The sequence below is a fragment of the Bacillus sp. V3-13 genome, assembly GCF_002860165.1.
Taxonomy (GTDB): Bacteria; Bacillota; Bacilli; order Bacillales; family Cytobacillaceae; genus Bacillus_BJ.
In genome coordinates, this window is sequence record NZ_PGUZ01000015.1 from 1 (window position 1) to 18,815 (window position 18,815).

General features: G+C 41.0%; 14 protein-coding genes and 4 tRNA genes. 1 reads left to right on the forward strand and 17 read right to left on the reverse strand.

Annotated features, from left to right (window positions below; all coding sequences use genetic code 11):
• Positions 1-211 precede the first annotated feature (211 nt).
• Positions 212-2,524, forward strand: coding sequence for an AAA family ATPase (locus tag CU633_RS06075; protein ID WP_101658837.1), 2,313 nt, complete (start codon positions 212-214; stop codon positions 2,522-2,524).
• Between the two features lie 54 nt (positions 2,525-2,578).
• On the opposite strand, the gene rlmH is transcribed toward CU633_RS06075, so the two are convergent.
• From rlmH to CU633_RS06160, 17 genes are all read right to left on the reverse strand, one after another.
• Positions 2,579-3,058, reverse strand: a complete 480-nt coding sequence (gene rlmH / locus CU633_RS06080; RefSeq protein WP_101658838.1) for a 23S rRNA (pseudouridine(1915)-N(3))-methyltransferase RlmH — start codon at positions 3,056-3,058, stop codon at positions 2,579-2,581.
• A 91-nt stretch (positions 3,059-3,149) separates the two neighbouring features.
• The gene (locus CU633_RS06085) at positions 3,150-3,311 is read right to left on the reverse strand and encodes a CxxH/CxxC protein (protein ID WP_101658839.1); all 162 of its coding nucleotides are present in this window, start codon (positions 3,309-3,311) and stop codon (positions 3,150-3,152) included.
• 211 nt (positions 3,312-3,522) lie between these two features.
• Entirely contained in the window at positions 3,523-4,749 is a 1,227-nt protein-coding gene (locus tag CU633_RS06090; RefSeq protein ID WP_101658840.1) for a S1C family serine protease, read from the reverse strand.
• A 254-nt stretch (positions 4,750-5,003) separates the two neighbouring features.
• Positions 5,004-5,798: an MBL fold metallo-hydrolase gene (locus CU633_RS06095; protein ID WP_101658841.1), complete on the reverse strand. Its 795-nt coding sequence runs from the start codon at positions 5,796-5,798 to the stop codon at positions 5,004-5,006.
• 5 nt (positions 5,799-5,803) lie between these two features.
• Positions 5,804-6,595, reverse strand: a complete 792-nt coding sequence (locus tag CU633_RS06100) for a two-component system regulatory protein YycI (protein ID WP_101658842.1) — start codon at positions 6,593-6,595, stop codon at positions 5,804-5,806.
• A complete protein-coding gene (locus CU633_RS06105; RefSeq protein ID WP_101658843.1) occupies positions 6,582-7,910 on the reverse strand; it encodes a YycH family regulatory protein in 1,329 nt (442 codons plus the stop codon). The genes CU633_RS06100 and CU633_RS06105 overlap by 14 nt, the downstream gene beginning before the upstream one ends.
• On the reverse strand, positions 7,907-9,733 hold the full coding sequence (gene walK, locus CU633_RS06110) for a cell wall metabolism sensor histidine kinase WalK (protein WP_101658844.1): 1,827 nt from the start codon (positions 9,731-9,733) through the stop codon (positions 7,907-7,909). The genes CU633_RS06105 and walK overlap by 4 nt, the downstream gene beginning before the upstream one ends.
• Before the next feature lie 9 nt (positions 9,734-9,742).
• Entirely contained in the window at positions 9,743-10,453 is a 711-nt protein-coding gene (gene yycF, locus CU633_RS06115) for a response regulator YycF (protein ID WP_101658845.1), read from the reverse strand.
• 209 nt (positions 10,454-10,662) lie between these two features.
• Positions 10,663-12,120, reverse strand: coding sequence for a peptidoglycan DD-metalloendopeptidase family protein (locus CU633_RS06120; protein ID WP_101658846.1), 1,458 nt, complete (start codon positions 12,118-12,120; stop codon positions 10,663-10,665).
• 402 nt (positions 12,121-12,522) lie between these two features.
• A tRNA-Phe gene (locus CU633_RS06125) sits at positions 12,523-12,595 on the reverse strand.
• 156 nt (positions 12,596-12,751) lie between these two features.
• Positions 12,752-12,827 (reverse strand) — tRNA-Asp (locus tag CU633_RS06130).
• A 101-nt stretch (positions 12,828-12,928) separates the two neighbouring features.
• Positions 12,929-13,000, reverse strand: a tRNA-Glu gene (locus CU633_RS06135).
• A gap of 8 nt (positions 13,001-13,008) precedes the next feature.
• A tRNA-Lys gene (locus CU633_RS06140) sits at positions 13,009-13,084 on the reverse strand.
• 325 nt (positions 13,085-13,409) lie between these two features.
• Positions 13,410-14,702: an adenylosuccinate synthase gene (locus tag CU633_RS06145; RefSeq protein WP_101658847.1), complete on the reverse strand. Its 1,293-nt coding sequence runs from the start codon at positions 14,700-14,702 to the stop codon at positions 13,410-13,412.
• Between the two features lie 185 nt (positions 14,703-14,887).
• Positions 14,888-16,252 (reverse strand): replicative DNA helicase, encoded by a 1,365-nt coding sequence (gene dnaB, locus CU633_RS06150; RefSeq protein WP_101658872.1) that lies wholly within the window; start codon positions 16,250-16,252, stop codon positions 14,888-14,890.
• Between the two features lie 134 nt (positions 16,253-16,386).
• On the reverse strand, positions 16,387-16,836 hold the full coding sequence (gene rplI, locus CU633_RS06155) for a 50S ribosomal protein L9 (RefSeq protein ID WP_101658848.1): 450 nt from the start codon (positions 16,834-16,836) through the stop codon (positions 16,387-16,389).
• A complete protein-coding gene (locus CU633_RS06160; protein WP_101658849.1) occupies positions 16,833-18,806 on the reverse strand; it encodes a DHH family phosphoesterase in 1,974 nt (657 codons plus the stop codon). Before CU633_RS06160 ends, rplI begins: the two co-directional genes overlap by 4 nt.
• Positions 18,807-18,815 lie beyond the last annotated feature (9 nt).

The window sequence follows — 18,815 nt, forward strand, 5'->3', positions numbered from 1 at the left end:
TCTGTTTTGTGGCAGAACGGAACCCTCAAAGCCGAGTTTTCATAGAACTTTTTACACTACCTAATCTCTACAATTGCCTCACCAATCATTTTAGGATAAATATACCATATAAATTCTAACTTAATGTAGAAAAAAGAGGATTTTTATCTATTGATGTAGAATTTTCCAATTAATTATAATTTCAAACTCTGTAAATAAGGAGGCATTAATCATGATCAATAAAATTATTAGTATAAAAAACACTGGAAAATTCCGTTCATTATCTGCACAAGGTACCAGCAATTTTAATCGAATGAATATTATTTATTCTGAGAACGGTCGTGGAAAAACAACTTTATCACATATCTTACGTTCATTAAACGACCAAAACTCTGAACTCATTATTGGTAGAAAAACTCTTGGAGGTTCTGGAGAGCAATTTATTAATATTTTATGTGATTCAAAAAACTATAAATTTAAAGGAGGTATATGGGACAATAAACCCAATTATGAGTTTGAAATATTTGATTCAACTTACATTACACAAAATATCTATTCAAAAAATATAATTGAGCATGATCAAAAGAAGCATTTATACCTGTTTACAATTGGAAAACAAGGTGTAGAAAAGGCAAATCAGCTTGATGAAATAGAAGCCCAACTTAAAATAGAAAATACAAATAAAAAGGACCTAGAAAACTCGATTAAAATTGGTATTCAAGGTGTCCTATCAGTAAATGACTTTATTAAACTACCAAAAAAAGAGAAACTTGAAGAAGAAATTAAAAAGATTGAGAGATCATTGCAATCACTTGGGCAAGAGTCAGCAATAAAAAATAAGCAAAAACTTACTAAGCTAAACCTTCCCTCTTTCGATCTTAAAAAGTTTGAAACGAGTTTGACTGGGATTACACTTAATTTAATTAATGATCAGGCAGAAGCATTAACAAAACAACATATAAAGGAAATACTTGATAAGAACGGTGAAAAGTGGCTTGAATATGGGGTTAGTAAAATAGAAAATGACCAATGTCCTTTCTGTAAGCAGGTTATTAGTGGAGTCGAAATCGTTACGGCATTTAAAACATATTTTAGTTCTGAATATCAAAAAGCTATTAAATTCATTAATACACTCGATACATCTTTCAAAGAAAAATTTGGATTTGATACACTTTCCCTCCTTCAAACAAATTTAAATTCAAACCTCAAGTTATTATCTTTCTGGCAAAACCATATTATTTTAGATGAAGAACTAACATTAGATGTTGAAAGCATAAACAAAACTTGGGAGGTATTCACTGTTGCTATAACCGAGATAATAGAGAATAAAAAACGCTCTCCTTTGGAGCAGATAATAATCTCAAATGAGATTATTGAAAAGAATAATCAGTATCAAGCAATTTTAACCAACATTTCAAGCTACAATGAACAAATTGAATCCATTAATAAAAAAATTGATGAAAGAAAATTATCTTTACATAAATTGTCATTACAAAACGAAAAAGTTACTTTGGAACGCTTAAAGAATACTCAACTACGTTATTCTAGTGAAAAATCTGATTTGATTAATAAATATAATCTAATATTAGGTAAAATAAAAAAGCTAAACAATTCAAAGAGTCAAGTAAAGGAAGAATTAAATCAATATACTGAAGAAATATTTCAAAAGTACGAAACACGTATTAATTGGCATTTAGAAAGATGTGGAGCTAGCTTTAAAATATCTGATTACAAATCAAGCTTCTTAGGAGGAAAGCCTAGTAGTAATTTCTCATTATCAATCAATAATGTTCCTGTCCAACTTGGAAATGAAAAATCACCATTAACCACTCCGTCATTTAGAAATACATTGAGTGAAGGAGACAAAAGTAGCTTGGCTTTTGCATTCTTCTTGGCAAAATTAGAAACTGACCCTGACATTGAACGAAAAATACTCATTTTTGATGATCCGATTTCAAGTATGGATAACCATAGAAAAGGCTATACAGCAGATCAAGTGGTTAGATACTCTAATCATGCAAGACAAGTTTTAGTATTAACACATGACACTTACTTTGCGAGAGCGCTCTGGAGTAAGTATGCTGATAAAAAAACTCTTTTAACTCAATTATGTATAAAAAGAGATGGTGCCACAGATAGTACAATAGGAAACTGGGACATTGAAACTGAAACTAAATCTGATTATTACCAAAGTTATTTTACTTTAGCTGATTTTCTCGAAGGAAAAACTGAAGTGGACCCTAGATCAGTTGCAAGATGCATTCGCCCGCTACTTGAGGGGAACTTACGGATTCGTTTTCCAGCTGACTTTAAAAGTAATGAGTGGCTAGGAAATTTTATTGATAAAGTTAGGCAGGGAGAGACTGAATCCTTAAAGAGAATGAAAAATCAACTTACGGAGCTCGAGGATATTAATGATTACAGTAAAAAATTCCACCATGACAAAAATCCTTATGCAGATTCAGAACATCTAGATTACACAGAATTACTTGCTTATGTAAAGCGTACTTTAAATGTATTACAAGGGGTACATAATGTAGGTTAATTTAACTTGAGTGGACAAATTTATTTTGTCCACTTTTTTTATTAAGGTTTACCGTTATTTATGATACGGTTCCCCCCGATTAATCCGAAAAGCCCGGTAAATCTGCTCAACCAATATCAACCGCATAAGCTGGTGTGGAAAAGTCATCTTTGAAAACGAAAGCTTTTCATCGGCACGCTTCAATACATCATCACTGAGCCCCAATGAGCCGCCAATTACGAAGGCAATTTTTCTTTTTCCGTATATAGCAAGCCGATCCAGAGTGTCCGCAAGCTCCTCCGACGACTTCTGTTTTCCCTCTATTGCCAGGGCAATAACATATGTATCGGGACTGATTTTGGCAAGGATCCGCTCAGCTTCCTTCTGCTTCACTTGCTCCATCTCAAGAGAGCTTAGCACTTCAGGTGCTTTTTCGTCGGCAACTTCGATGACTTCAACTTTGGCATAGCTGGTCAATCGTTTTAAGTATTCGTCTATTCCTTGTTTCAAATATTTTTCTTTTAGTTTACCGACTGTTACAATCGAGATATTCACAGTTTACTCTTCCTTTACAAACAGTTTACAAACAAGATATCCACAGAAGTTATCCACATGTCCACAAACATTGCCCACATTTAGTATGGGATCACTCGTTCGCTACCATATATACAGCTGGCTTTTCGCAGTATCCACAGGTTGTCAACAGGCCGTTTTCTTCTGTTATTTTCTCAAATTTCGGTGCTGTTTCATATTCATCTACAACCACATCGAGTGCTAATTCTACATGTTCCCCACAGCAATAAATCATTCATTAAACCCCTTCATTACAATATTTGATGTACTTAGATGCCAAAAAGGATGATTCCTTATAACAGTGTGTCTCCGAATTCTGTTTCATATTTTGTACCTCTTTTTATAGTACATAAAACCACTTCACTTATCCACATATCATGTTAACAATATGGAAAAAGCAGAAAGGCTGCTGTGAGCTTTCTGCTTTGTCATTTATCCACAATTCGTTATAAAGATTCGCCTGCAAGCGTCATGGTTGTTTCCTGAAGCTGGCCGTTTCTGTAATATTTGACGGTCAATTGCTCGCCGATTTCCTTCTCATTGTAAAGATGCTTGCGCAGCGCAAGGACATCGGTAATTTTGGTTCCATCCATTTCGACAATCACGTCCATTTCCTGCAGGCCGGCCCGTGCTGCTGGAGAATTTGGCTGAACCCCGACAATCGCTACGCCATAATCGACATCTCTCGGCAGCTTTAATGCTTCCTGTTGGTAATAAGCAGCGATTTCATTAACAGACCGCAAATCTATGCCCATGTATGGGCGCCTTACCTCCCCAAACTTTTCAAGATCATTGATGATCGGTTGCGCAAAAGTGATCGGAATCGTTAACCCGATCCCTTCGACTGCTTGCTGGGCAATTTTCATCGAGTTTATCCCGACAACTTGACCCTGGATATTCACAAGTGCCCCGCCGCTGTTGCCCGGGTTAATGGCCGCGTCCGTTTGGATGACCTCTGCATTCCAGTCAACCACACCGTCCTCATTGATATCAACCGGGATAGTCCTTTCCAGTCCCGAAATAATTCCCTGCGTGACCGACCCTGAAAAAATTGGCCCAAGCGGATTTCCGATCGCAATAACAGGCTCGCCAATCTTTAATGCTTCGGAATTTCCGAACTCAGCTACACTTTTAACCTCTGTGCCATCGATCTCTAAAACGGCCAGGTCTGTTAATACGTCACTCCCGAGGAGCTCAGCTGGAACTTTTGTCCCGTCTGGAAGGCTGACCTCAAGGCTTCTAGCCCCTGCAATGACGTGATGATTGGTGACAACGTATGCCCTGTCGCCTTCTTTCTTATAAATCACTCCGGAACCCGTTCCAGCTGGCTCGCCTCCGTCATTTTCCGACCAAAAGCTTGTTGATTGGATATTGGAAATCCCGACGACTGCATCTCCGGCTTTATCAACCGCTTCTGTGATATCGGAAGTGACATCGAGCGAAACATTCCTGGTGATCCCCGGGTCTTGATTTTGATTGTTATCAGTTGTTTGTCCATTTTCATTGGGTGCTACATTATAAGGCAGCATATTCAGGTTGGATAGCTGGGGAATAGCAATAATGACGAGCAGTGCCCCGAGAATCGCCCCTAACAGGCTTGCCAGGAAAAAGCCGCCTTTGTTTCCCTTTTGTTTTTGATAACGGCCTTCATAATCTTGATCGTAATAGCCCACAAAACCTCATCCTTTCCACTCCTGCGATTAGCTAAGAGTTATTCTCCCTCTTACAAATTATTATACTCTTTCGCTTTAAAATTTCTAAAGAATACGTTTTCCGCCAACAAATCTTACGAGTTTGTTCATATTTTTTATGGAGTTTGCCAGCCGGAGCGGAGCGCGATGACCCATTTTTTATACAAAAAAAAGAATGAATGCCCTATATAAAGACCTTCATTCTTAAAATTATCGTAATTGTATATTCATAAACCTTAAACAGCAGTAAGGACGGTCGGAATTTTCGGGTCGGTATCATAAAGGTTAAACTGTTCACCCGCGATCAGCCCCCTGCTTTCCAACGTCTGTGTTACTGACATCCGCGCCAGATCCTTAATATTGTTATCCTGGCTTAGATGGGCCAGGTAGATACGTTTCGTGTTATCGCCAACGACTTCGCTCATCGCGATCGCTGCATCCTCATTGGAAACGTGCCCGAAATCGCTAAGTATCCGCCTTTTTACATTCCATGGATAGCGGCCCATCCTGAGCATTTGCACATCATGATTGCTCTCGAACACATAGGTGTCGGCATTGGAAATGATTCCTTTCATGCGGTCGCTTACATAACCGGTATCGGTAATCAGCACCAGCTTTTTGCCGCCTAGATGAAAGACGTAAAACATCGGTTCGGCAGCATCATGCGACACGCCAAAAGATTCGATATCAAGTGAACCGAAGCTTTTCACCGTCTCCATCCCAAACGTAAACTTTTGCTCTAGCGGAATCTCACCGATCAATCCGTCCATCGCTCTCCATGTTTTTTCATTGGCATAGATCGGAAGCCTATATTTCCGGGCAATCACTCCGAGACCTTTGATATGATCGCTGTGCTCATGCGTTACTAAAATTCCGCTCAGCTTGTCCATCTTGCGGTCGATATGTTGAAATAAGGCTTCCATTTGTTTCCCGCTCAATCCGCTATCCACTAAAAACGAATGTTCCTCCGTCTCCACATAGATCGCATTTCCGGTACTCCCGCTTGCGAGAACACTAAAATGCAAAGTCATCGCCTTCACTCCAGTTTATTTTTTTCTCCGTCTGATAGTTGAATAATTTGCCCTTCAAACGCATTCACAAAAAAGTTTTCTTCGTCATTGACGACGACCCGCCATGCCGGGGTTAATACTTGCGAGGCAGACAGCTGTTCGAGAGTGTAATAGCCAAGCTCCACCTTGGTAATTTCGCTTTCTGGTGCCAGCATTCCTTTTTGATAGAGAGTTTCAATCGCTTTTAGCGGTTTTAGAACTTCTTCTTTTTCGGTAAGCTCTTCAATTTCTTCAAGATATGTCTGCGTGTACGAAAAAACTTCGTTTTGGTCATTCAATAAAAATACAAGGCTTCCATTCGTGTTTTTGTATAAGTATTTTTCTTTATATTTTTGATAGTAGGTGATCGTTCCTTCTTCGTCATTCTTCTCCCAAAACTTGTAGTCGCTGCCGCGCAATACGTCATTTTTCAATAAAGAATTCAAATCGGCGGGCTTAAAATCCTTGCTGAGCTTAACAGGTTCTTTTAAGACAACCTGAATGGTCGACCCCTCAACAAAGGTATTCTGGCCGGATAATGACTGAAGCTCCTCCTTGCTGAAGGTTTTAGGCTTGGCGCTTAAGTATTGATCACGAATTGGATCTTTTGGAAAGTCCGGATAGTCGATTTCATCGGCGGCCAATTTATCTTCAATCGAGGTTTCAGTGCTTAATTCAAACTTATTTTCATCCCGAAACTTCAAAAATTCATAGGTCAGATAAATGTCGAGAACGAGAAATGTCAGGATAAAGATCGTTTTTATTCTACTCCAATCCATTCTTTACCCCTCCCGGTTCATTCATCGAAATGCGGTTCCAGCTGCCATCGTATCTATAGTACCAATAGGGAGTAAGTTCAATAAAGTTTGAATTTTCCTCGTCAATCGACATTTTATAGCCTGGAACCACATCCTCGAGCAGCTCCAGGTTGAATCCTTTTGTTCCCTTTAAATAGTCGATGGCCGCCTGGCCGGAAGACAGCGTTACTTCGCTCATTTCCGATAGTAACGGAACATCCAAAATAAAATTTGGACGTGTATATTTATATATTTCATTTTGGCCCCATACTTGAGAAATCTCGGAAATGCCGGTGTCGCTAAACACCGGGTAACCTTTTAAGTCATAAAATCTGAAGGTGACACGCTGGTTTGCTTCATCCATGCCAGCATAACGGTATGCATCCGTCCAACCACCATGTGTGTTTACAAAATCAATGCTTTCCTGCAATAATTCAGTTGCATCGTTTAACATGTCATTCTCCCCGACGGGATTGACATATTCCAATATTTTTTGTTGGTGGTCGACAGTCATCATGCTTGAGCTGTCAATGTACTCTTCACTTGATTCGATTACGTTTTTTTGCACGAAGCTCGGATCACCGAACAGTGCATCCTTGAATTTTTCCGAGCTCAGCCGGTAGGAAAGATATTTATATTTCGTCATGCCGATTGCAAGTTCAGGCAAAAAAATCGTTTTATTTTCGTGGATGTTCACCGGGAAATAAACGGATAATTGCGACGCAGCCCCGTAATATTCCTTATAAAACCGGATTAGTTTTGGCGAATTGATATGGCTCATAAACACCTGTTGATCTTCTTTTTTCCCGTAGTTGACAAAGTAAACTTTTCCTTCTTCCTGGTCTGGTTCAATATCAACAACCATCCGGTCGAACTTAAAATCCGGAAAATTTTCATTCTCTATTTTCAAGACATTTTTATAAAGCCCGATGGGAACTAAGTCAGGAAAAATGATTTCAATGTTTCCTTGTCCATGTATCAGTTGGGGCAGGTCTTGCAGTGCAGTCGTCATATTTTTTGTCTCATAAAAATTCCAGCTGCTCATTTCGCGGATCAATTTATCGATATCCGCACTATTATTTGTGCCAAAATGGGATTCGTTAATATGGTAGATAATCCGGTCCGGCTTGACGATTTTGCTGACTTCCTTGTGATCCGTAAGCGCTACTTCATTTAAATAATCCGAGTTGTCCATTGTGTCGAAATTCGGCTGAAAAGTCCAGAGATTCCAGGTCAAAATTCCGCTTATTAAGACCAATACAGTCAATATGGCAGTTTTTATATTTTCATATGTCATGACCAATCATCCTCTTCCGAACGATCATATGGCAGGGTGAAATAGATCGTTGTTCCATGCCCTTCCACACTTTCGGCCCAAATTTCTCCGCCGTGGGCATTTACCATTTCCTTTGCAATCGCAAGGCCCAGTCCGGTGCCGCCGAGCTTCCTTGTTCTTGCCTTGTCAACGCGGTAGAAACGATCGAAAATATTATCAAGATTCTCTTTTGGAATTCCTACGCCCTGATCCGCCACGCTTACGAGGATTTGATCCTCCTGCACTTCAACATTGAAAGCAATTTCTCCCCCTTCAGGCGAATATTTTAAGGCGTTGGAGATAATATTATCTAAAATCTGGGTCAATTTATCTTCATCGGCCTCAACAAAAATAGACTGGTCAGGAAGATTCCTTTTGAATGTAACATTTTGCTTTTTTGTTAATTCAAACCGGTCAATAATCCGATGGAAAAACTTAATAAACTCCAGCCACTCTTTTTTCATCTGGTAATCCTTGCTGTCCATTTTCGACAGCTGCAGAAGGTCATTCACGAGGCGAATCATTCTTTCTGTTTCCGTCTGCGCCACATTTAAAAAATTTGGGGCAATCTCCTCGTCTTTCCAGGCGCCATCGGCGAGAGCCTCTAAATAGCTTCTCATCGTTGTCAGCGGTGTTCTCAGTTCATGAGAGACATTGGCGACAAATTCGCGCCGTTCCATATCGATTTTCTCCTGCTCGGTAATATCATGTAAAACTGTTATCAACCCATTAACGAAGCCGGTCTCTTTTTGAATGACGGAAAAGTTTGCTCGAAGAATATACGGTTTATTATTGGTGCTATAATCGAGAATCACCGATTCAGTTTCCTCAAGCAGATCCTCAAACGTATATTCTTCTTCCAAATCTAAAAGCTCCACAATCGGCTGGGACAAGACTGTTTCACGTGAAACATTCAGAAGCTTTGCAGCAGGTTCATTAATCAGAATAACCCGGCCTCTTCTGTCTGTTGCGATCACTCCATCCGTCATATAAGAAAGGACGGACGAAAGTTTTCTTCTTTCTCCTTCAGTCGTGGCCTGGGCTTCTTGCAGCTTTTTCGTTAAGTTATTAAAGGTAATCGCGAGATGGCCAATTTCATCATAGCCATACACTTTTACTTTTCTTGAAAAGTTTCCTTTTGACATGGCCAATGCCTGTTTTCTCATATCGGCGATCGGACGTGTGATCATTTGGGCGAGCAAAATACCCAGCAATGCAGTGAAAACCAGGGCAATAGCAGTTCCAGTCGCAAAAATACTGTTGATTTGCTTCATTTGCGTAAAGACGTTTTCGATCTTCGCGACCAGGTAGACAGCACCGATCGCGTCCCCGTCGGAGAGAACAGGTGCCGACAAAACCCAGATTCGATTGCCGGTTTGTGGGTCAATCCTAATCTCGCTTTCCTCTTCTTTTAGGACAATGGACCTTTTTACAAGGAGCTCTGTTGTCCGCTGGCCTACCACATCCTGACTATCAGGATCAGAAGAACCAAGAATCCTCAAACTCCCACTTTCAATTAATCTTACCTCTGATATATCAATCGCCTGATAGTCCAATAAAATATCACTAATATCATCCTGCAGTTTTGGATCGTCCTCGGTACGTTCCTTTACCATTTCTTCTTTAAGACTATAGGCAAGCAGATCGACTCTTCCCTGCATGGAAGTCTTAAAGTTTGTCAGCAGTGATTGCTCCAGCTGCCGTACAAAATAGACGCCGATAATCTGCATCGCGATTAAAATCAACAACACATATATAATCACAAGCTTCAAATGGATGGATCGGAAGAATCCTACTTTTTTCATTAATTAACCTTACTCCTGTTCAGGATTTTGCAAATAGTAACCGACTCCTCTTCTTGTTACAATCCATGTCGGATGGCTCGGGTTATCTTCAATCTTTTCTCTAAGCCTTCTGACCGTAACATCGACGGTGCGAACATCCCCGTAATAGTCATAACCCCAAACCGTCTGCAATAAATGTTCTCTCGTCATCACCTGTCCGATATGCTTCGCCAGGTAATGCAGCAGTTCAAATTCACGATGCGTCAACTCAATCGATTCTCCGCGTTTGGAGACGATATATGCATCGGGATGGATGGTTAGCGAACCAATCGAAATTTCATTTGATTCTTCTTCCTCACCCGCTGTTAGAGCAATTTGCTGGTGTCGGCGCAGGTTCGCTTTTACCCGGGCAATTAGCTCCCTTGTACTGAACGGCTTTGTTACATAATCGTCCGCGCCGAGCTCCAGCCCCAATACTTTATCGATTTCAGAATCCTTCGCAGTCAGCATGATAATCGGCATTTCGTACTTCTTTCGAACTTCCCGGCACACTTCCATCCCATCTCTTTGCGGAAGCATAATATCGAGCAAAATCAAATCCGGTTTTATTTCTTCGACCATTTCGACCGCGCTGTTGCCATCGTAGGCACAATAAACATCATAGCCCTCTTTTTTTAAATTAAATTGCAGGATATCTGCAATTGGTTTTTCATCGTCTACAACCAGAATTTTTTTCTCCATACCTTTTCTCCTTTTTTCTATTTTCTATTATATGGACTATCTTTGCATTTCATAGACAAATGTACTCTATTTTACTTTACCATGTTATAAAAATGAATTCATCTATTAGTAAATTTTGATCACGATTTGGATAAAACTTCTTGGGCAGGCGAGTCTGATATAAAAGATAAAGAAGTCTCCAGCTGCCACTGGAGACTTCTTATTCATTTCTAACGTATATAGTTTAATGGATCTTCAAGATTACCATTTTTGTATAGTTCAAAGTGTAAGTGAACGCCTGTTGAATCTCCGGTTGCGCCCATGACGCCAATTTTAGAACCGCGTTCAACCGTTTGGCCGGCGCTGACAGTCATCGAATCGAGGTGAGCGTAAACGGTCCGGAAACCGTTTTGATGATCGATCACAATTTTATTCCCGTAACCGCCATCCCAGCCTGCAGAAACGACGATTCCATTATCAGCAGCTTTGATCGTCCGGTCACTCGGCCTGGCAATATCGATGCCCTTGTGCATTTTCTCCCAGCGATACCCCATCTTGCTTGAAACATAGCCGCCAACAGCCGGCCATACAAAAGACCCTTCACCGCGGGATGGAATGACTTTTGTTCCCTTTACAACAACGTGGTTTACAGCTTCCTGCAATACTTCTTCTTTCAAAACTTGTTGTTCAACCACTTGGCCATTTTGTTCAGAAATTGCATAGGTTACATTGCGTAAGCCGTCCTTGCCTTCCTGCTTAACCTGCGACTCCCCTTTAGGCATTGAAGCATCTTCAACTGTTTCATTTTGAAAAGGAATGTTCTCTTGTTTAAAAACTTCCTTTTTGACGTTGACGTGAACATACGGCTGCAAGAATGTGATATTGACTTCATCACCGATTTGGAGAACAGTATCCTCATTTAAACCAGGATTTATCGCGATCAACTCGGCAAGTTTTAAATTATGGTCATTGGCAATCGAGCCAAGAACATCACCCTCTTGCACCTGATATTTCTTTTCTTCCAGCGTTCCTTTTTGCAAAAGCGCTACAGCTTCATCCACGGATAAAATATTATTCGGGGTAGTTTTTGCTTCAGAAAATGAAACTTCTTTTGTTAATTGAACGTCTAATATACGAGTTTCGTTTTCTTTTAAAGGTGGTAAGCTATTTGGGTCAGCAGCTGCTCTTCCTTCAAGCTCTTTTAGCTGCTCTTCTGTAACATATTGAAGCTTCAGTTGTTTGATCACCGCTTCGGCAGTGCTTTTATCTTTTACATAAGCAATTTGTTGACCGTCGATGACCAATGCAGTTGCTTCTGCACCTACCGTTAATTCAGTCTCAAGCTTTTTTAAAACTTCTTCATTGTTTGCATTGGCTTTAGTACGAAACACCTGCTCGGGAATATAGGTCAGGTCATCGCCTATTGTTAAATCGAGATTGCTGTTTAATTCTTTCGCGGCAGTCAGTTTTTCGTTAATTAGTTTCTGGACTACATGTTTATCTGTCACGGTTCCTATGTATTGATCACCAAAGTAAACATAATAAACAGTTGTTAAGCTTTCTTCATTCGCCAATGCATTCGTTCCCGTACCAAATGATAATGCTGCGACCGCAAATGCAGTGAAAATACCTTGTTTTATTTTGGTGTTGCCCGTAAGTTTGGACAGTTTATTTTTCCAATTATCCATTGTAACAATTCCTCCTAAACTCCGAGAAAAACACTTTCTTTTTATAGTTCTATTTATCTATCTTCATGTTTCAGCAAATTTTGACACTTCTCTACTTTACCATAAAGATAGATTCAAGTTTAAATAGTCTTTATAATGTAACAAAAATGTATAATTACTGACATTATCTGACGAAAAGTAACATTTTATTGGAATTTGTGAGGATTATAAAAAGGGATAACGAGGAAAAAGTAGCGGTAAAAAAAGCCTATGTCTACAAGGTTCATTTCACTTCCTGGCATTTTGAAATTAATAAATGATGGAATGACGGCAATAAACGGAAAATAGGGAAAAATAGCTATAAATATTACAGAGTGATTACAAAAAGGGAGCATACTTTTAGTACGGTCTCTTTTTGTGGGATGGCTCAGGACGGAATCGAACCGCCGACACAAGGATTTTCAGTCCTTTGCTCTACCGACTGAGCTACTGAGCCAAATTGTAAGTTGTTCCTAAATTTCGAAATGCTGTTTGACCCTTTGCTCAAAAGATCTCACGATCTTTCTCGCAGATTGCCACAGAAGCTTTTCATTGATGTGAGCAATCTGCTCTACCGACTGAGCTACTGAGCCACTGAGCCTATTATTATGTATGGCGGTCCCGACCGGGATCGAACCGGCGATCTCCTGCGTGACAGGCAGGCATGTTAACCGCTACACCACGGGACCAGATATTTAAGTTCAATTTGATCAAAAAATTACACTTTGCACACGGATTTAAATTGCTTATTTTGAACATTGTTAGCCTTAGAGACTATGGTATTTAAAAATGACCCGTACGGGATTCGAACCCGTGTTACCGCCGTGAAAGGGCGGTGTCTTAACCGCTTGACCAACGGGCCATAAAATATGGTGAGCCATGAAGGACTCGAACCTTCGACCCTCTGATTAAAAGTCAGATGCTCTACCGACTGAGCTAATGGCTCGCATAATATTAGTTTTAGATAAGTATCCAATACCCAAATTGATTTTGCGAAATCGCATCTACGATGTTCAAAACACCTAGCGGTGTTTCTCACAGATTGCCAACAAAGCAGGCAATCTGCTCTACCGACTGAGCTAATGGCTCGTATTCAGCACCCCATGTTTACAGCGACGTTTCTTATATTAACATAGGAATAATTCAATGTACAATATTTTTTTAACTACTAATTAATTCCCTATAAAACAATATGGAAACACCTCCGGCTTTATTTTTATATAAAAAAAAACAGAAAGACCCTGAAAATAAGGGCTTCCTGTTTTTTTCGATTAATTTTGCCGCCATGGGCTGAGGACAACGTTTGTTTGAGTACGGTCCGGTCCTACTGAAAAGATTGAAAGCGGGATTCCCGTCAGCTGGGAAACGCGCTCGAGATAATGACGCGCATTCACCGGCAGATCGTCTAAAGATTTGCAGCCGGTAATGTCTTCCGTCCAGCCTGGCAGTTCTTCGTAAACAGGCTCACATTCAGCCAGCACCTTCAAGCTTGCCGGGAACTCTTCGATCGTTTCTCCTTTATGCTTGTAGGCCACGCAGATTTTTAACGTTTCAATGCCTGTCAGAACATCAATTGAATTTAAAGAAAGGTCGGTAATGCCGCTGACACGGCGGGCATGGCGGACAACGACACTGTCAAACCAGCCGACACGGCGGGGACGCCCAGTCGTTGTGCCATATTCCCGGCCTACTTCGCGAATTTGATCGCCAATTTCATTATTTAATTCAGTCGGGAAAGGACCATCGCCTACACGTGTTGTGTATGCCTTTGAAACACCCACCACATGCTTGATTTTCGTAGGCCCTACACCAGAACCGATGGTTACTCCGCCTGCAACAGGGTTTGAAGATGTGACGAAAGGATATGTCCCCTGGTCGATATCAAGCATCACTCCCTGGGCCCCTTCAAATAGCACCCGTCTTCCTTCATCTAGCGCATCATTTAGAACAACAGAAGTATCACATACATAATGTTTGATCTGCTGGCCGTATTCATAATACTCATCCAATATTTCTTCAATCGTAAACCCTTCAGTATCGTAAATTCGTTCCAGTAAACGGTTCTTTTCTTCAAGATTGCGGATAAGCTTTTCTTCAAATACTTCCCGATCAAGCAAATCGGCAATGCGGATACCAATCCGGGCAGCCTTATCCATATACGCCGGGCCGATTCCCTTTTTCGTGGTTCCGATTTTATTTGCGCCTTTGCTTTCCTCTTCAACCTCATCCAATTTTAAGTGGTACGGCAAAATAACATGGGCTCGATTACTGATCCGCAAGTTATCTGTCTCCACACCTCTTTCATGTAAGTAGGCCAATTCCTTTACTAGTGCTTTCGGGTCAACGACCATTCCGTTGCCGATCACACAAATTTTCTCTTTATAAAAAATTCCTGATGGGATTAAATGCAGCTTGTATGTTTCACCATCAAAGCGAATCGTATGTCCAGCGTTGTTACCACCCTGGTATCGAGCAATTACTTCAGCATTTTCCGAAAGAAAGTCGGTAATCTTTCCTTTTCCTTCATCTCCCCACTGTGTACCTACCACAACAACCGAAGACATTGAAGCACCTCCAAAAAATCATGATTAATTATTTTCCGATTTTAACATCCTAAGTTTATCAACTCTTTCATAGAAAAGTCAATAAAACACGAACATTTTATAATAAAATATTAATATATGTTCGTAAAAATATAAATCTATTAAAAAGGACCAGACGGTTTAAACCACCTGATCCTTATTCATTATTATGCTCCGGGTGGCATTGATGATTCATCAAAACGCCTTTCCAGGTTGACGAACTTATTATATTCTTTTACGAAAGCAAGCTTGACGGTTCCAGTCGGGCCGTTACGCTGTTTCGCAATGATAATTTCAATAATGTTTTTGTCCTCTGATTCTTTATCATAATAATCATCGCGGTATAAAAATGCGACAATATCGGCATCCTGCTCGATACTTCCCGATTCACGGATATCGGACATCATTGGCCGCTTATCCTGGCGCTGTTCAACGCCGCGGGAAAGCTGGGAAAGGGCGATAACAGGAACCTGCAGCTCGCGTGCAAGCGCCTTTAAAGAACGCGAGATTTCCGAAACTTCCTGCTGTCTGTTTTCTCCGGAACGGCCGCTCCCCAAAATGAGCTGGAGGTAATCGATTAAAATCATTCCCAACCCATGTTCCTGCTTTAAACGGCGGCATTTTGAACGAATGTCGGTGATCCTGACTCCCGGTGTATCATCGATATAGATACCGGCGTTTGACAGGCTGCCCATCGCCATCGTCAACTTTCCCCAATCCTCATCAGTCAGGGAGCCGGTCCTAAGCCTTTGTGCATCTATATTTCCTTCAGCACACAGCATACGCATGACAAGCTGCTCTGCCCCCATCTCCAAACTGAAGATCGCGATGTTTTCCCCTGTTTTCGTAGCCACGTTTTGCGCAATATTTAAAGCGAAAGCGGTCTTACCAACGGAAGGCCGGGCGCCAACAATGATTAAATCATTTCGCTGAAAACCCGCAGTCATTTTATCAAGCTCAGCAAAACCTGTTGCAATTCCGGTAATATCGCCAACACGATTATGCATTGTTTCGATATTATCATAGGTTCGCACCAGCACATCTTTAATATTATGAAAAGCACCTGCGTTTTTTCGCTGTGCGACTTCAAGAATACTTTTTTCCGCTTCCCCAAGGAGGACTTCAACCTCATCTTCACGCGTAAAGCCGTCCTGGGCAATTGCTGTTGCAGTGCGGATTAAACGGCGCAGTAAAGACTTCTCCTCTACGATTCTTGCATAATACTCTATATTGGCTGCTGTCGGTACAGACCCTGCCAGTTCACTTAAGTAGCTGACGCCGCCTGTGTCTTCCAATAGTTTGGCTGCTGCCAATTCTTCTGTTACGGTGATTAAATCAACCGCTTTCCCCTCATCATTTAATTTTAGCATGACATTAAAAATCTTTTGATGGGCTGCCCGGTAATAATCCTCTGGAATTAATATCTCCGATGCAAGCGTCAAGGATGACGGTTCCAGAAAGATTGCTCCAAGAACGGCTTGTTCGGCTTCAATATTTTGCGGAGGAAGCCGATCTGCGTATAAATCACTCATCATTCCAAACCTCCCTTTTCCAGAGGAATGATTTTTCAAAAAAAACCAGAAAAAATGTGACCAGCTTAACCGATCACATTAACTGTTTAACTCTTTTATTTTATCATGATTATTCAGGAATGGAACTGCCAATTTTAGTTTGCTTCTTTTACATGAACATTTAAAGTAGCTGTAACCTCGGTATGAAGCTTGACCGGTACTTTTGTGTAACCCAATGAGCGGATCGCATCATCCAGCTCAATTTTTCGTTTATCGATTTTAATCTTTTCTTTCTTTTGCAGCTCTTCAGCAATTTGTTTGCTTGTGATTGAACCGAAAAGGCGGCCGCCTTCCCCTGCTTTTGCCGATAATTCCACCGTAACCTTTTCAAGCTTTTCCTTTAGTCTTTTTGCTTCTTCAAGTTCTTCGGCCGCCTGTTTCTCTTCTTTTTTCTTTTGGGCATTTAAGGAGCTTATATTGGCGTTATTCGCTTCGATGGCGAGGCCTTGCTTAATTAAAAAGTTTTGGGCGTAGCCATCTGCCACATTCTTGACTTCACCTTTTTTTCCCTTTCCTTTTACATCTTTTAAAAAGATCACTTTCATTTTTTCGTTCTCCCTTCTAAATACTCATCTATCGCTGCTTTTAATCGTTCTTCAGCTTCGTTGATTGTTGTATTAGACAGTTGGGTAGCCGCATTGGTTAAATGTCCCCCGCCATCGAGCATTTCCATGATGATCTGGACATTCACATCCCCAAGGGAACGCGCACTGATTCCAATCATATCTTCCGACCGCCTCGAAATGACAAATGATGCTGCCACGCCGTCCATCGTCAACAGGGTGTCGGCTGCCTGGGCGATGAGCACCTGGTCATGTATAACGTCTTCCCTGCCGCGGGCGATCGCAATTCCTTCATGATAAAAGTTAACCGTTTCAATCAGCTTTGCCCGTCTTACAAAAGTATTGATATCTTCCTTCAAAAACTTTTGGACCAAAACAGTATCGGCACCTTGTCCGCGCAAATAGGAAGCTGCGTCAAATGTTCTTGAACCCGTCCTTAAAGTAAAGCTTTTTGTATCAACAATGATTCCTGCCAGCAGGGCTGTTGCTTCGAGCATATCAATTTTACCGCGTTTAGGCTGATATTCGAGCAGTTCGGTGACAAGCTCCGCTGTTGACGAAGCATATGGCTCCATATAAACGAGAAGCGGATTTTCCACAAATTCCTCACCGCGGCGATGATGATCGATCACGACAACATTATCAATCCGGTTCACAAGCCTTTCATCAATCACAAGAGAAGGCTTATGCGTGTCAACAATGACTAAAAGTGTATCATCCGTAGCCATTTCAAGAGCTTGATCTGGAGTTATGATACTTTCCCTGAGCGTTTCATGATTTTTAATTTCCTCCATAAGCCGCTTAACACCTGTATCAATTTCTCCATTATCGATAACGATATAACCCTTCCGATCGTTCATGTTCGCGACCTTCTGGATGCCAATTGCCGAACCAATTGAGTCCATATCCGGGTTCTTATGGCCCATCACGATCACTTTATCGCTTTCAGTCACCAATTCTTTTAAGGCGTGGGAAATAACACGAGCCCTGACTCTCGTTCTTTTTTCGACTGGATTTGTTTTACCGCCAAAAAACTTAACTTTCCCATTTGTCTGTTTGATCGCGACTTGGTCACCGCCCCGTCCAAGCGCTAGATCCAGGCTTGACTGGGCAAGCGAGCCAAGCTCGGGCAGAGAAGAAACTCCTGTTCCGACGCCGATACTTAAAGTGAGCGGCACATTCTGCTTGGAAGTAGCTTCCCGAACCTCATCCAATACTGCAAATTTCCCCTTCTCCAGTGAGTGGAGAATGCTTTCATTGAAAATGGCAATAAACCGTTCCGAGGAAACTCTTTTCAGGAACACGCCATTTTCATTTGCCCATTTATTCAGGATGGAGGTGACGAGGCTGTTAAGGTTGCTGCGGGTTTGGTCATCCATCGCCTGTGTTAGCTCATCATAGTTGTCTAAAAAGATAATCGCAATTACAGTACGTTCATCATGGTACATTTTCTCTATTTCTGTTTGTTCAGTCACATCAAAAAAGTAAAGAAGGCGCTCTTCCCGTTTATGAATCACCCTGAATTTACGGTCATGAATTGTGATAATTTCGGTTTCTATTTCCTGCTTAATAATCGGAATCAGCGAATCGGCCGCATCATACAGTGACCTTCCAACAAGTGTATCCTCATGAAAACAAGAGGCGAGAAATGGATTGGTCCACTCAATGATATAATCATCATTAATCAGCATAATTCCAATCGGCATCTCCATTAGTGCTTCTTCCCCGACCTTTTTGACCCGGTAGGATAAAGTGGAGATGTAATCCTCGGTCTCTTTACGCTGCTTATAATCAAGCATGATCAGTAAATAAAAAGGAAGGGCAGCCAGAGCCAACCCAAACACGCTTAAAATCCAATTATAATAAGCTAAAACCGCAAGAATCACCACTGTTACGCCCATTAATCCATAAATCAGATATCGTATGGATCTTTTTTCTAAATGAGAAGGCATTTTGTCAAC

Bases quoted from the DNA above. Each gene is read 5' to 3' on its own strand.
- CU633_RS06100 (WP_101658842.1), bottom strand. From the start codon at position 6,595: ATGGATTGGAGTAGAATAAAAACGATCTTTATCCTGACATTTCTCGTT.
- yycF (WP_101658845.1), bottom strand. From the start codon at position 10,453: ATGGAGAAAAAAATTCTGGTTGTAGACGATGAAAAACCAATTGCAGAT.
- CU633_RS06095 (WP_101658841.1), bottom strand. From the start codon at position 5,798: ATGACTTTGCATTTTAGTGTTCTCGCAAGCGGGAGTACCGGAAATGCG.
- rplI (WP_101658848.1), bottom strand. From the start codon at position 16,836: ATGAAAGTGATCTTTTTAAAAGATGTAAAAGGAAAGGGAAAAAAAGGT.
- CU633_RS06160 (WP_101658849.1), bottom strand. From the start codon at position 18,806: ATGCCTTCTCATTTAGAAAAAAGATCCATACGATATCTGATTTATGGA.
- dnaB (WP_101658872.1), bottom strand. From the start codon at position 16,252: ATGAGTGATTTATACGCAGATCGGCTTCCTCCGCAAAATATTGAAGCC.
- walK (WP_101658844.1), bottom strand. From the start codon at position 9,733: ATGAAAAAAGTAGGATTCTTCCGATCCATCCATTTGAAGCTTGTGATT.
- CU633_RS06085 (WP_101658839.1), bottom strand. From the start codon at position 3,311: ATGATTTATTGCTGTGGGGAACATGTAGAATTAGCACTCGATGTGGTT.
- CU633_RS06145 (WP_101658847.1), bottom strand. From the start codon at position 14,702: ATGTCTTCGGTTGTTGTGGTAGGTACACAGTGGGGAGATGAAGGAAAA.
- CU633_RS06120 (WP_101658846.1), bottom strand. From the start codon at position 12,120: ATGGATAATTGGAAAAATAAACTGTCCAAACTTACGGGCAACACCAAA.
- CU633_RS06075 (WP_101658837.1), top strand. From the start codon at position 212: ATGATCAATAAAATTATTAGTATAAAAAACACTGGAAAATTCCGTTCA.
- CU633_RS06105 (WP_101658843.1), bottom strand. From the start codon at position 7,910: ATGACATATGAAAATATAAAAACTGCCATATTGACTGTATTGGTCTTA.